Annotated in this window: 9 protein-coding genes; 3 read left to right on the top strand and 6 right to left on the bottom strand. The window is 47.3% G+C overall.

Annotation, left to right across the window (positions count from 1 at the left end; genetic code table 11):
- Window positions 1–500 precede the first annotated feature (500 nt).
- Both IY568_RS23075 and IY568_RS23070 read right to left on the bottom strand, forming a co-directional pair.
- On the bottom strand, window positions 501–2,597 hold the full coding sequence (locus IY568_RS23075) for a tetratricopeptide repeat protein (RefSeq protein ID WP_194868823.1): 2,097 nt from the start codon (window positions 2,595–2,597) through the stop codon (window positions 501–503).
- Window positions 2,598–3,145: 548 nt separating this feature from the next.
- Complete coding sequence (locus tag IY568_RS23070; RefSeq protein WP_194868822.1) at window positions 3,146–4,750, bottom strand: isocitrate lyase; 1,605 nt, start codon at window positions 4,748–4,750, stop codon at window positions 3,146–3,148.
- Window positions 4,751–4,982: 232 nt separating this feature from the next.
- On the opposite strand from IY568_RS23070, the gene IY568_RS23065 reads away from it, so the two are divergent.
- From IY568_RS23065 to IY568_RS23055, 3 genes are all read left to right on the top strand, one after another.
- A complete protein-coding gene (locus tag IY568_RS23065) occupies window positions 4,983–7,154 on the top strand; it encodes a malate synthase G (RefSeq protein WP_194868821.1) in 2,172 nt (723 codons plus the stop codon).
- Between the two features lie 162 nt (window positions 7,155–7,316).
- The gene (locus IY568_RS23060) at window positions 7,317–7,703 is read left to right on the top strand and encodes a hypothetical protein (protein WP_194868820.1); all 387 of its coding nucleotides are present in this window, start codon (window positions 7,317–7,319) and stop codon (window positions 7,701–7,703) included.
- A 331-nt stretch (window positions 7,704–8,034) separates the two neighbouring features.
- Entirely contained in the window at window positions 8,035–8,925 is an 891-nt protein-coding gene (locus IY568_RS23055) for a putative DNA-binding domain-containing protein (protein ID WP_194868819.1), read from the top strand.
- Here the strand turns inward: IY568_RS23055 and IY568_RS23050 are convergent.
- From IY568_RS23050 to IY568_RS23035, 4 genes are all read right to left on the bottom strand, one after another.
- Entirely contained in the window at window positions 8,834–10,603 is a 1,770-nt protein-coding gene (locus IY568_RS23050) for a tetratricopeptide repeat protein (protein WP_194868818.1), read from the bottom strand. The genes IY568_RS23055 and IY568_RS23050 overlap by 92 nt on opposite strands.
- A gap of 227 nt (window positions 10,604–10,830) precedes the next feature.
- Window positions 10,831–11,808, bottom strand: coding sequence for a universal stress protein (locus tag IY568_RS23045; RefSeq protein ID WP_194868817.1), 978 nt, complete (start codon window positions 11,806–11,808; stop codon window positions 10,831–10,833).
- Complete coding sequence (locus tag IY568_RS23040; protein ID WP_194868816.1) at window positions 11,795–13,519, bottom strand: cation:proton antiporter; 1,725 nt, start codon at window positions 13,517–13,519, stop codon at window positions 11,795–11,797. Before IY568_RS23040 ends, IY568_RS23045 begins: the two co-directional genes overlap by 14 nt.
- Before the next feature lie 623 nt (window positions 13,520–14,142).
- The coding region (locus IY568_RS23035; RefSeq protein WP_194868815.1) for an Hsp20 family protein at window positions 14,143–14,353 on the bottom strand (211 nt) is incomplete at its 5' end.

The following is a 14,353-nucleotide window of genomic DNA, read 5'->3' as shown; positions in this document are numbered from 1 at the left end:
AATAGGGTGTCTTTGGTACTTAAATAATTCTGCCAGTCATACCCACAGATAATAAATGACAATCATCTATACCTTATGATTGATTCCAGCCTGCACACTTTAACGGAGGGAGCTCATGAGCGACAATGATGTTAGTTTTTGTCGTTTGGTTGAACTGGCTGGTGCATAGGTTGCTGTGTCTGCAAGCCTTGGGTGTGTTGCTTTAACAATCAGACTGTGAGCAAAGTTAGTATGAGAACGAGTCACGGCTGCCTGATACCCTTCTGAATCAGCATGAAATAAAACTTGTCGAAGGGACTTACAACGCCATCATGCCCAGCTGGTGCTGTAAGTCAGTAGTGCAATGTGTAGAGGTTTGACAGTGGCATACAAGCCATTAAATATCAGAAAAATACAGGGTTGCTACTCTGGTGCGACTTTTGTCAAAGTAAACGCAAAGCTGAGATTCACTGCGGACTGATTAGGTCGTCAGATACATGGCGACCTGATTTATGATTAGATCATGCATTAACCTGACTGCTGCTGTGCTTTTTGGCTGGTAATTCAGACGCTACTTGTCGCAATGTCACCCGCACAGATAGGCCCCCTAGTCTGCTATCTCTGAGCTCAATTTCGCCTGACATGGATTCCACCAGGCTTTTACATAAAGATAGTCCCAGACCTGACCCGCCTGTTGCGCGACTTCGTGAGCTTTCTACTCGGTATAACCGCTCGAACAAGCGTGGTTTCTCATTGTCTGATACGCCAGGAGATGAGTCTTCCAATTGAATGATTAACCCTTCACAGTTTTGTCGAATTTTTACCCGCACCTGGCCTGGCTTGTCTGTGTACAGGCAGGCATTTTTTGCCAGGTTATCTATGACTCTGTCCAGTTTGGGTTTGTCTATTAATACACTGGCACCTGTTGGGATCGAAATATCGGCACTAAAATGCAACCCATTGCTTTTCACCAGCCGCTTAATGTCATAACAGTAACTGTCGGCAAGCGTTCGGGTGCAATAAGGTTGGTTATTGACGACCATGGCCTGGTTATCAGCCTGAGAAAGTTGATAAACGTCTGAGATCAGGTGATTAAGTTGGGATATTTTCTCATTGATTTTGCTGTATGCCAGGGTATCGTCATCAAGCAGGTTATATTCCAAAGCCTCAATGTGCAGTTTGAGTACACTCAACGGGGTTCTTAGTTCGTGAGAAATGTCGGCCAGCATTTGATCTTTTTGTTTGAGGTTCTGCTGATAAAGGTTGGCTTTCAGGCGTGCGGTCTTATTCTTACTGTACAAAATATAACTGATTAAAATACCGAGCAATAAGCAGGTCAGGGCAACAAATAGCCACATACGCTGCATGAGCTGCGCATTGCGCAACTGACTTTCCGTCAGCTTACGGTGATGTTCTGAGTCATCCAGACGTTGCTGCTGCATCACCGTGTCTATGGTGCGCTTGTGGGTAAGTGCTTGCTCTGAGTTTGCTTTTTCAATCGTTTGAGCAAAAAAAGTATTTGCCTGGATCAGGGCTTCATACGCTTCCTGGTGGCGGCCTTGTTGAAAGTCAAACTTGGCTTTCAGGTTATAGTAAAGTTGAGATGTGTAGGAATTCTCTTCTTCTTCGTCCATAAAGCGTGTCAGCCACTCGTAGTGTGGACGCGCGAGTTCAGATTTGTTCAGGTATAAGTAGGCTCTGGCCATAGTCACATGTGCGTGAAAATTCTGGCTCTGATTGTCACTTTGTGAGGCGTAGTGCATTGATAACTTTGCGTGCTCTTCGGCTTTTTCGCCTTTTTCCAGCTTCAGATAAGCGCCACTGATCAGCTGATGGGCACGAGCCAGGCTGACATTGGCCGGGATTTGTTCCAATAGTTCAATTGCTTCGGTGGCTTTTTCAACTGCCTGTAAGTAGTTTTTTCGTTTCGATGTAACCTGAGCCAGTCGCAGTGCTGTGCCGGCGATGTGGCTCAATTCACCTGCTTTCTTATCTGCTATCAGGGCCTTGGTAAAAAAGAATTCAGCCTGCTCCAGGTCGTTAAAGCGCATTGCCATATCACCCAGATTATAAAAGTTGTTAGCGACTACTCCATGGAGCTGGCTGCCTTTGAGTGCATCTCTGGCCTTGAGCTGGAACTGCATGGCCTTTGCCAATTCGTTCTTATAGTCATACAAGGTGCCTAAGTTTGAATAACTTTGACCTATTAAGTCACTATTATTCATGGTCTTAGCTGTATTCAATGCCTGTTTGTAGTTAGTTTCAGCTTCATCCAGCTTACCCATGCGTCGGTAATTGATCCCCAGCTCTTTATAAAGCTGGAACTGATTATCGATATCCAGAGGAAACTTTCCTGACAGCCTGCCCAGCGCATCAATGGCTTGCTGGTGTTTGCCCTGTTTGCGATAGATTTTCGCTTCAACAAAGCGTGCATTTAATTGCTTCAGTTGATCAGAGTGATTGTAAAATGGGGTCAGACTGCTCAGTGCCTGCTCGTAGTTGCCCGATAGCTCAAGCTTTTTGATTTCCGGCAAGGTAATTGTCGAGCTAGTAGCCTGAGCATTCACAGAGACTATACTGAGTAACGCAAAAGCTGATTGAAGCAGTATTTTTTTCATAATTTTTTAATGGCACATAAGACTTTATTCAGAGTATGAAATAATTGTGGGGCAATTATGGAGTTGTAAAGGGGGTTTACAGTTTGCTGAGTTGGTAAAAAGATGATTTGTTGTTTGTCTAGTTAGTAAAATTTTGTTTTATCTCGATGCTGACTTAGTAAAAATTTGATTTATGGACACCGGAGTTAGTAAAAATGTGGCCTGAGGCGTGTTTATTATTGCGTCTAGTCGAATTTTTCAGCTAAAAATGCGTGGTTTTTACCACTTTTTAAACCGAAACTGGGTGTACAACCTGCTTCTTTTCGCTTTTTTATCGGAAAACTCCTGAATAACGCTTTGCTGATAAAATCCTGATCTCGATTGCCCGCGCAGGTAAAATGTTGATCTGTCATTTATCTGGCTGGTAATAATAGAAGTCAGCTCGCTGAGCATTGACTCTCGATGTGGGGAGTTGGGAGCATAGGCAACCGTGACGCCCCAAAGCTGGTAAAAACTTGATCTAAAAAAGGGCCCGGAGGCCCTTGCTTGATTAAGGAACTTTATGACAATTAAAACTGGTTCATGGTGTTGGCTTCGCCACCGGCTTTCAGCGCATTCTCACCGCTGAAGTACTCTTTATGCGTATCACCGATATTAGAGCCTGCCAGATCCTGATGCTTCACTGACGCCTGTTCGCGGCGGATCTCTTGTCTTTGAACATCGCGGACGTATGCAAGCATACCCAGGTCGCCAAAATAGCCTTCTGCAAGAATGTCGGTACTCAGTGCCGCGGTGTGATATGTAGGTAAAGTGATCAAGTGATGGAAAATACCGGCCTGAGCAGCCCCGTCACGCTGGAAGGTACGTACTTTTGTATCCGCTTCAGCTGCCAGTTCTGACTGATCCAGCTCTGGTGCCATTAACGCTTTAGGATCTTGGTTGGGATCCGGATAACCAGACAAGTCTTTACCCTGCGCCTGCCATTCTGCATAAACCTGTTCACGGAATTTCAGGGTCCAGTTGAATGACGGCGAATTGTTATAAACCAGTTTGGCGTTCGGCACTTGCTCACGCACGCGGTTTACCAGCTCAGCAATTTGCTCTACATTGGGCTTTTCGGTTTCAATCCACAACAGATCTGCACCTGATTGTAAGCTAGTAACGCAATCGAGTACCACGCGGTCTTTTTCGGTACCTTCTTTGAATTGATACAGGCCATTGTCGAGACGCACCGGCTTGCGCAGTTCACCTTCCTGTTTAATTACCATGTCTCCTTCTTCCAGTTCGGCTGCGCTTGAGATCACTTTGGTATCCAGGAATGCATTGTACTGGCTAGCCAGATCGCCAGGTGTTTTCGAGACCGGAATTTTCTGAGTCAGGCTGGCACCTAAAGAGTCAGTGCGGGCGACAATAATGCCCTCTTCTACGCCCAGCTCGAGGAAGGCGTAACGTACCGCATTAATTTTCGCCAGGAAGTCTTCATGCGGTACTGTGACTTTACCTGCCTGGTGGCCACATTGTTTGGCATCTGATACCTGGTTTTCAATCTGGATAGCACAGGCACCCGCTTCAATCATTTGTTTGGCCAGCAGGTAAGTTGCTTCTTCGTTACCAAAACCGGCATCGATATCTGCAATGATAGGCACCACATGAGTTTCAAAATTATCGATTTGCGCTGTGATTGCTTGTACATCACCGCCCTGTGCCTTGGCTTCATCCAGTGCCTTATAGAGGTGGTCGAGTTCACGTGCGTCGGCTTGTTTTAAGAAGGTGTAGATCTCTTCAATCAGTTTCGGCACAGCGGTTTTTTCGTGCATACTCTGATCGGGCAGCGGGCCGAATTCAGAACGAAGCGCAGCAACCATCCAGCCACTCAGATATACATAGGAGCGCTTAGTGGTTTTATTGTGACGTTTGATGGCCATCATCATCTGCTGAGCAGTAAAGCCATGCCAGCAGCCCAGAGACTGCGTATATTGGCTGCTGTCTGCGTCATAAGCTGCCATGTCTTCACGCATGATTTTTGCGGTATATTTGGCGATATCCAGACCCGTTTTAAAGCGGTTTTGTAAATGCATGCGGGTTGCAAATTCAGGGTTAATACCCTGCCATGCATTGCCCTGAGACTGGCACAGTGTAGTAAGACGATCAATTTGAGAGGTATAACTGCTCATAACAAAATTCCTTCGAACGGGTTTAAGCTAACTGGTTTATGTATGTTCGCCAGGTTGCGAGTGTGAGAGTGCTTGCTGGCGTTTAAATAAACACTAGACCGACCAGTGGAATTTTTTAAATTTATAGTTGTTATTACCAGTATATTTATTGTGAATGGTAAAAGGGGTTTGTTTTTACCGAATTTGGCTTATTTTAAAGTGACCCGTTCAAACCCGATCAAGGATCACTCACATGAGCTCTCATATTTTACAGGCCGGTTTACGTATCGATACGCGCCTGTTTGACTTTGTCGATCAGGCGCTGTTGCCTGGCACCAGAATTAACGCAGACGACTTCTGGTCTGGCTTTGCCAATATTATTCGTACGCTCACCCCCAAAAACCGTGCACTGTTGGAAAAGCGCGATAAATTGCAAAAGCAAATTGATGACTACCATTTAGCCAACCCTGGCTGGGATGCTGAAAAATATCGGACATTTCTGACCGACATAGGTTATCTGGTGCCAGCGGTTGAAGTACAAAGCATTACCACTGCGCAGGTTGAACCCGAAATTGCTCGTATCGCCGGTCCTCAGCTGGTTGTGCCTGTGAGTAATGCGCGCTTTGCATTGAATGCGGCAAATGCCCGCTGGGGCTCTCTATACGATGCGCTTTACGGTACCGACGTGCTATCCGAAGAAGATGGCGCGGAGCGTGCCAGTGCTTACAACCCGGTACGCGGTTTTAAAGTAATGGCTTATGGCCGCCAGTTACTGGATCGTATGTTGCCGCTTGCGCATGGCTCTCATATTGAAAGTACCAACTACGCAGTGGTTCAGGGTGAGCTGATCATCACGCTCAATGACTCAAGTCAGGTTAAGTTGACGGACCCCGCACAGTTTGTCGGATTTAACGGACAGCCACAGAATCCGACGGCACTGTTGTTTAAACATAACGATCTGCATTTTGAGATCCTGATCGATCCTCAGGATCCGATCGGGCAGGCTGACAAGGCTGGGATCAAAGACATTATTCTGGAATCGGCCCTGACTACCATTATGGATTGTGAAGATTCCGTGGCCGCGGTAGACGCCGAAGATAAAGTGCAGGTTTACCGCAACTGGCTGGGCCTGATGCAGGGCACGCTCAAAGAGGAATTTGAAAAAGGCGGTCAATCCGTTGTGCGCTCGCTAAACGCAGATAAAACATATCTGACGCCTGATGGAGGATCGCTTACACTCAAAGGCCGGGCGATGATGTTTGTGCGTAACGTAGGTCACCTGATGACCACGCCTGCGATTTTAGATGAGCAAGGCGAAGAAGTCTTTGAGGGCATTGTCGACGCGGTGATCACCGCAACAGCGGCACTGCATGATCTGTACGGTGAAGGCGCACTGAAAAACTCCAGTGCGCAAAGTGTCAATATCGTTAAACCCAAAATGCATGGCCCCGAAGAAGTTGCCTTTACCGGTGAGTTGTTCGATGCCGTTGAGAGTTTATTGGGTTTACCAGCCAATACCCTGAAAATGGGGATCATGGATGAAGAGCGCCGTACTTCGGTTAATTTGCAGGCCTGCATCAATGCGGCACAATCTCGTGTCGTGTTTATCAATACCGGGTTTTTAGACAGAACCGGCGACGAAATTCACACTTCGATGCTCGCAGGTCCGGTATTGCCTAAAGGCGAAATAAAAGCCCAACCCTGGATAGCAGCCTATGAAGATCGCAACGTAGATATAGGTCTGGCATCAGGGTTTGCAGGTAAGGCGCAAATAGGCAAAGGTATGTGGCCGATGCCTGACAAAATGGCGCTAATGATGGAGCAAAAGCTGGCTCATCCTAAATCCGGCGCGAATACCGCCTGGGTGCCCTCACCCACAGCTGCTACTTTACATGCGATGCACTATCACGATGTGAAAGTGGCCACATTACAACAGCAAATTGCACAGCGCCAGATGGCGAGCCTGGATGACTTGCTGACACCGCCATTGCTGGGTGAGCGTCAGTTAAGCGAAGAGGATATTCAGACTGAGCTAGACAACAATGCGCAGGGTATTCTGGGTTATGTGGTGCGTTGGATTGATCAGGGCATTGGCTGTTCTAAAGTCCCTGACATCAATCACATCGGCCTGATGGAAGACAGAGCGACTCTGCGTATTTCCAGTCAGCACATTGCTAACTGGCTGCATCATGGCATTTGCACCGAAGAGCAGATTAAGCGCACGTTTGTCCGTATGGCGACCATTGTTGATGAGCAAAATAGTCATGATCCTCATTATGTACCTATGAGTGGCGACAATATAGCGGATAACCTGGCGTTTTCGGCTGCCCTGGCGTTAGTGCTTGACGGTAAGGCACAACCGAATGGTTATACTGAACCTCTGTTGCATGCGTACCGACGTCAATATAAGCAACTTGCTCAGTAGGATATATGGCTGGTTTGGGTAACAGAGTGTAAAGGGGCTTTACGCTCTGTTGCCCGGTAAAATGTCAGCAGATGTAAGATTGCGTCAGATTTATGTCATAACCCGTTGTATTATTTTAGTGCAGTGCATACTCTTACCTAAAAGTGATAAATACGGATGATAATGACTATGTTATCAGGGAAATACACCTTAGCAGGTATCAGTGCTGTGTTTTTGTCGGGTTGTGTTTTTGTGCCGCATACCGAGGTGACCTTTGATGAGTATTGCGGCGTTTATAAAGAATCTACCAGTATCAAAATGGCACCGCGTGCTGCCAGCAATCTGGTGTTTCACGAACTCGAACTGGCTGGCGGTCTGGCACTGGCTATGTCCAACGGTGTGGTTAACGCACAGGAACGCCAGGCTTACAAAGAGGCCTGCCTGGCAAATGGCATTGATATAGACGCCGAGCGCAAGCTGAGTGCTGATACTTCTGTGCCTCATTCAAAGCAGCAACAAGCGTGCGACGAGCACGCGTCTGATTTATGTGAGATTGAACGACGCCGCTGATCCGGTTTTTTATTGCCGCCTGTCGAAGGCTTAGCCATGGCCTTTTCATTACCACTCTTACTGACTAATCATTTTATGCCACCAGCTTATTTTGACGGATGACGGTCGCCTGTGTACAGGCAAAACTTTTGACGTCTGGCGTATCGGTGTGTCTGATATCAAACGCCAATAACCCGTCGTTTGACTGGTTTGAACTCTAAGACAAAGAGACGCAAAGACCAGAAGCCTTTGATAGTTATGGGTTAGTGAATGTTGGTGATATTTTATACGCTCGTGGTATGAGAAATGCATCAACACTCAGACCTAGCACACAGTTAAAACCGGTAGCAAAATGACGTACTCAACCCCGGAGCTCAGCCAGTTGCAGTACTGGTTGTCTCATGTTTCAAATTCTCATGGTGATGTGTCACAAAAGTGGCTCACATCTGGCCTGTCTTTAAAACAAGGTGCTAAAGCAGCGTCTCGTTTAGCCGCAGAACATCAACAGCAAACGTATTCCGCAGCACATGTAAAACGGCTGAAGGCGTGTCTGAAAGGCGAATTTAGTTTGTTGTGCGCCATGATGGGCGAAGATGTTTTTGACGTGTTCGCTAAGGCATGCGTGATGGCTTTACCATCTCAGGCCTTGACCTTTCATACTTTGGGTAAAGCGTTTGTGCGATTTTTGGCTAATTCCTGGCCGCAAGGCAAATTCAACGCCAGCCAAAGTGCGCTGTTTGAGGTGTATGTGGAGCTGGCCCGTTTTGAACGTGCCAAAGCCGAAGTGCTGGCTGCCAAAGGGTCAGAGCAAATGCCACCAGCTGAGTTCGCATTGAACGAGTTCGAACTACTGGGCGGCGGTGCATCACTGAACATTATGGTGCCAGATTGTGTGCGTTTACTGGTGAGTGAGTACGATATACTCCCCCTATTATCTCAGCTGGAAAATCGTCAAACGAAAGGCGCCGAATCGCCTGCCATGCCAGCCAGAGAAACCCGTTATATTGCCCTGACCAAGCAAAATGGCCAGCTGATCGCCCAACCTTTGACTCACTGGCAGGCAGATCTGTTAAGTCACAGCAATCAGACGACCTCGTTTGAACAGGCGCTGGCACACAGCGCCCGTCGCCAGGGGGTGGAGCCAGCAGTACTCAGAGCGCGACTGGCCATGTGGCTGCCGGCTGCCGTCGACAGTGGCCTGTTGGTGGTGGAAACGGCAAAACGTCCGACAGCAACCACCTAGAAGATCTTGTACTACTTATAAGCGCAGCGCGAGGGGCGAATATCCAGTTTTGCAGAAAGCTGCTGGCTAATTGGTGGCGCCAGTACGGTGCCATCATCTCTTTGTTAGGCGCTTTAGGACCAAGCGTGACATACTCAATCGGGGCCAGATGATCGTCTCTGTGTAGCTCCAGATATAAACGTGGGGCAGTGCCATTTGCAAAGTCAGGAGCTGCACTTTGGATCTCTTTTGCACCATAGTCCAGGTGCGAGACGATCACCCTGTGTTCCTGCTCATCCTTGTAGTTTGCATCTTTTAGCAGATAAGGCAGCGGGCCGAGCAACCAGGCAAGTATTTGTAGTTTTTCGGGTGTCGGATTTTCGCCAACAAATTTAGTAATTTCTTTTTTCAGCTCAGCAAAGAGTGACCCAACTTCGTTTTCATCATCATCTTCAAATTCAAAATGATCTTGCACATAAAGTACTCGGTAAAACGCCGCACTTTCCTGAGGAGACTGGCCTGTATTGGTAAATGAGGGCACCCGTTCTTCTTGTTTTGTATGGCTGCTCTGCACCTCCAGTAAACGATAGTCAAAAAATCGCTCTGTATTAAAGGTAATGGCACAACCACAAGCATCATCATTCAAATGGTTTTTACTGTAAAAGCGCCACATATTCAGATTATCACTCTTAGGTAAAAAACAGCCGATAAATACGGGGTTACCTTCTATTGGCTCGTAGCCTAGTGCATGCCAAAGTAATTTTCCTTCATTAGGATCATTTACTGCACTAATATGACCCAGCCTGAAAGGGCTTTGCTCTAGTAGAATAGCTTGGCCCACATCGAATGAAGTGTAGTGGGTCATTGAGAGGCTTTCGTTGATTTTCAGATGAGAGAGTATCTTTTCTCGTAATACGCTAATCGATTCTGATTGCTCGAAACGTTCTGTTTTGTCAAATAATTCGTATGCTTTGAAGCTTAGTTCGGGATCTTTAAATATTTTTTCGCATAGTTTTTTAGCCTCAAAATAACTTTGGTTAAAAACTCTCCCGTCGAAATAAAAACCTGCAAGATTGAGCAATGGGCGGGTTTCCCCTTGCTTCGCTGAAAGTTCATAGAAGTGGATCGCTCGGTTGTAATCTTGTTTTACCCCTTTTCCAAATTCGTACATAATACCCAAATTACATTGAGCATATGCGTGACTTTTATCTGACGCGGATTTGTAGAGTGAAACTGCTTTTTCTAAATCTATTTCAGTGCCTCTGCCTGTTTCATACATAGTGCCCAAATTGCACTGGGCTCTTTCATCTCCTTGCTCCGACGCAAGTTTATAATATTCAAAGGCCTTTTCGTAATTTAGTTCTACTCCTTTCCCTAGGTCATACATACAGCCTAAGTAGTACTGAGCACTTGCGTGTCCTCTCTTAGCTGCCAACTGGAAGTATTGAACGGCTTTTTTATCGCTTTGCTCAACTCCTTGGCCAAGATGATACATCACGCCTAAGTTACATTGAGCCGCTAAATGTTTTTGCTCAGCAGCCTTCCTTAGCCAAAAAGCTGCTTGATGGTAGTTTTGCTCTACATTTTTACCATAATAATACTTTTGGCTTAACTTGCAGTATACTTCAACATCACCATTCAAGGCTTCTTTAATCAGTGCTTCAATCTCTGGGGATAGTTCGGGGTTGTGTTCTGACATCAATATTCCTTTTAAACTGCTTAACCCCGGAAGATTCTTGTGTGGGGTTTTATACCTTTATTAAACGGTATTTTGTGATGTCTGACAATGGGATAGATTTTACCCATTGAGTACAGTTTTACTGTACGAGGATAAAAGCCCGATAGCAGTGTTGGCGTCGGCGAAGTGAGAAAAGCCAGAAAAATGGCCCACGACTCTTCAGCCGGTGGACCACAGAGTTAACCCGGTTACTTGATTGGCGTCTGAAAGCCTTTGGGCTTTATGGCCAGTATGGAGCACTGGGTTTGTTCCAGTATAGATTCGGCGGTGTTGCCTATGATCAAACCCGGAATGCCGACACGGCCGACTGTGCCCATCACGATTAAGTCAATCTGGTGTTTTTGTGCCAGCAGGGGGATCTCTTTGCTGGCTTTGCCTTTGACCTGATGCAGTTTGGGTTGCAGGTACTGAACGGCAGACTTGTCGAACCGTGCGTCCATTTTTGTCACTAGCCGGGCCAGCTTAGTGGCACAGTCTCTGCGCCCCTGCTCTACATAGTCATCCACCTGTTCGTCCGACTGATGGGCAAAAGTGCCGTAACGCAGCCAGTCTTCGGCGTAAGCATCCCAGGCGCTGCCCACATGCAGCTCAGACAGCTCAGGCAGGCTTAACGACACGCTGTATTCCATCACGGCCTGATTGAGTTTGTCCTGCACTTGTTCATCATCCAGCTCTCTGAAGCTGTCGTTCACGTCGACCGTGGCCAGAATTTTACCAAAGGCATCGAGCTGGCCGGGTTTAAGCATCAATACGGGACAGGGGCATTTGCGCAATAAGTGCATGTCTTCACTGCCAAGCATGCGATCCATCCAGTCTGCATCCTCGGCGCACTTTACCACCAGATCGCATTGATCATCGATCGCGCGCCTGATGATCTCGATAAAGCCGATCCCGGTGCAAACGATGATATTGGGATCCTGGTCGTTATCCTTTGCTTTAACTTTCGCTTCGATTGCGGCCCGCTTATTGGCCAGTAACTCTGTAAGCTTACTGGCATACTCCGCTTTACTGGTAAAGAAGGTGCGCCAGTGTTTGACCTCTTTCAGTACTGAAATAAAAGTGATGTCTGCCTGATTATCTTGTGCGAGGCGGAGCGCCTGTACCACGGCGGTGTCCATTGTTGCTTCTGGGTCTACCACACATAAAATTCTGTTAAATCGTGTCATTATTCACCTCTGTATAAGTGCTGGCTGGGGTCGCTGCTTTTACCCGCTCTACCGCCCGTTCAGCGGCGTCATGAAATGGCATCAGTACCAGGGTTGCGCCTCTTTCTTCTAACAGGGGTTGGTCATGCTGGTGCTGGGTTGAAATGGCAATACCGCCGCTATAATGTTGTTGTTTCAACCCATCCAGTAGCGCCAGACGGGGGTCTTCATGTGTTACCCCCAAATCATGTTGTGGCATGGCTGATACCACCCACTTAACACCCTGTAGCGGCAGGTCGTTCACAAAAGCCGGATCACTGGCATCGCCATACATCACCAGGTGGCCATCGTTGCGCCAGCGTCTGACTTCGTCGGGGTTAAAGTCCACAGCCAGCAAACTGAATCCTTCTTTTTGCAGGTAGTGAGCCAGCGCCTTACCGTAACGGCCAAGACCAAACAGAATGACATCGTAAGCCTGCTCAGACGAGGGCTGCTTTTCCAGCGCAGCTTCTCTGAATGGCTGGTCGCGTTCAAACACACTTAACCAGCGTTCCAGCTTGTTATACAAACCGTGAGAATAGGTGATCATATATACCGACATCGCGATAGTGATTAGACCCACCAGCGTGACCAGTCCTAAAGAGTCGGCTGTGACATGACCTATGGTGAGTCCCATGGCCATAAAGATCAGGGAGAATTCACTGATCTGTGCGACGGTTAACCCCGCCAGAAAGCCGGTGCGTTTGCGATAGCCCATGAGCCCCATGATCACCATCACAATTATCGGATTGCCAATTAACACAAATAAAGAGAGTATCAGCGCTGGGAAAACCTGTGAGCCAAGTAAGCTGAGATCCAGCTGGGTGCCCAGGGCGATAAAGAAAAACAGTAACAGAAAGTCGCGTAATGAGGCTAAGCGGGCAACAATGGCTTCTCTGAATGGGGTAGATGCCAAAGAGATACCTGCCAGCAGGCCGCCCAGCTCTTTACTAAAGCCCAGTTGGCTGCCTATCGCCGCCAGTAAGGTGGCCCAGCCGATAGCAAAGGTGATGAGTAGCTCCTGAGAGCGTGCTATTCGACTGACCAGTGGCGTTGCCAGATAGCGAATAAACACCAGGACAAATGCCAGCATGATCAACCCATAAAGCAGTACACTGCCAACCTGAGCCAGGGCGGATTGCGTGCCGCCCGACTGTGCCCCTATGCCCATGGCCGAGAGCACCATCATGGCCAGTACCACTACTAAATCTTGAACTATCAAAAAGCCCACAGCTATGCGTCCATGCAGGGAGTCGACTTCGCGTTTATCTGACAGCAGTTTCACTATGATAATGGTACTGGAGAAGGTCAGCGCGACGGCCACATACACAGCGGTAACGGTATCCAGCCCCAGCAATTTGCCGAGTACAAAGCCAATGGCAGAGGTAAACGCAACCTGTCCCAGTCCGGTGGCCAGTGCGACCGGCCCGAGTGTGCGAATGAGTTTAAGGTCGAGCTTAAGGCCAACCAGAAATAGCAGTACAGCAATGCCCAGTTCGGCAAGCAGTTCTATGTGTGCATGGGATTGAACAATATTCAACGCCGAAGGACCGGCTATCACCCCTACGGCAATAAAGCTGACAATCATAGGCTGGCGCAGCAACACGCCGATAAATCCCAGTGCTGCGGCTAATACCACCAGCGCAGTGAGTTCATAAAAAGCAGACAGGTGAATAAAACTCAGATCTGGCATTGCACCTCCTTTTTTCACGTCCAATGGCTTACAAGCGTGATCTTAGTGGTCGTCAGCTTCACAACTCCCCACGCAAAAATCAATCTAAGTTCCGGGTATCTACGCTGACTATGTTCTACATCAAAATAGCAACAGAAATGCGCCGTGGCATGGGTTTTATAGTATGAATTTACCGTATTTATAGGCAGTTATACTCGAAGTGTTATGAATCTGATTGGCCCGTAAAAGAGCCACATGAGTGGTGGTGTTTATTTGATGATGGCCTGGGCTGCATTGATTTGGGTGCTATTCTGGAATGGGTTTATACCAATTTGCTTAATTAAGTGATCTATTTTGAGGCGAGAAAATAGGGTCAATAACAAGGCAAAAATTTTGCTATTTATTTGTTCTAAATGAGAAATTTTTAACGCTGTTAGCGTCCTATTTGCTCCTTCAAATAGACCAGGTATTAAGTGAAATTGGTATTACAGTTGAAAAAGTCGCATGTCGGACTGACTTTGAGCGATTTGATTTGGTGTTACGAGGCGTCATAAGCATAAAAAAGCCGCCCTTTCGGACGGCTGGTGGGAATTCAACAATGTAATACAAGGAAAAGGGAGTGAGTAGTTACTACTCTTAAGGCATCAGCCTTCAATCAGCTTACCGGTGCCAATTTCAATTTTTCTTGGCTTTAACGCTTCCGGTACTTCGCGCTCCAGGTCAATCAGTAACAGGCCGTTTTCAAGCGAAGCACCAATCACTTTTACATGGTCGCCCAGCTGGAATTTGCGCTCAAAGTTGCGCTCGGCAATGCCCTGGTGAATAAATTTACGGTCGGTTTTGTCTTCTTTATTT

Origin of the sequence: Pseudoalteromonas sp. PPB1 (genome assembly GCF_015356275.1) — a bacterium.
Lineage (GTDB): Bacteria > Pseudomonadota > Gammaproteobacteria > Enterobacterales > Alteromonadaceae > Pseudoalteromonas > Pseudoalteromonas rubra_D.
This window is presented reverse-complemented; position numbering and strand designations above follow the sequence as displayed.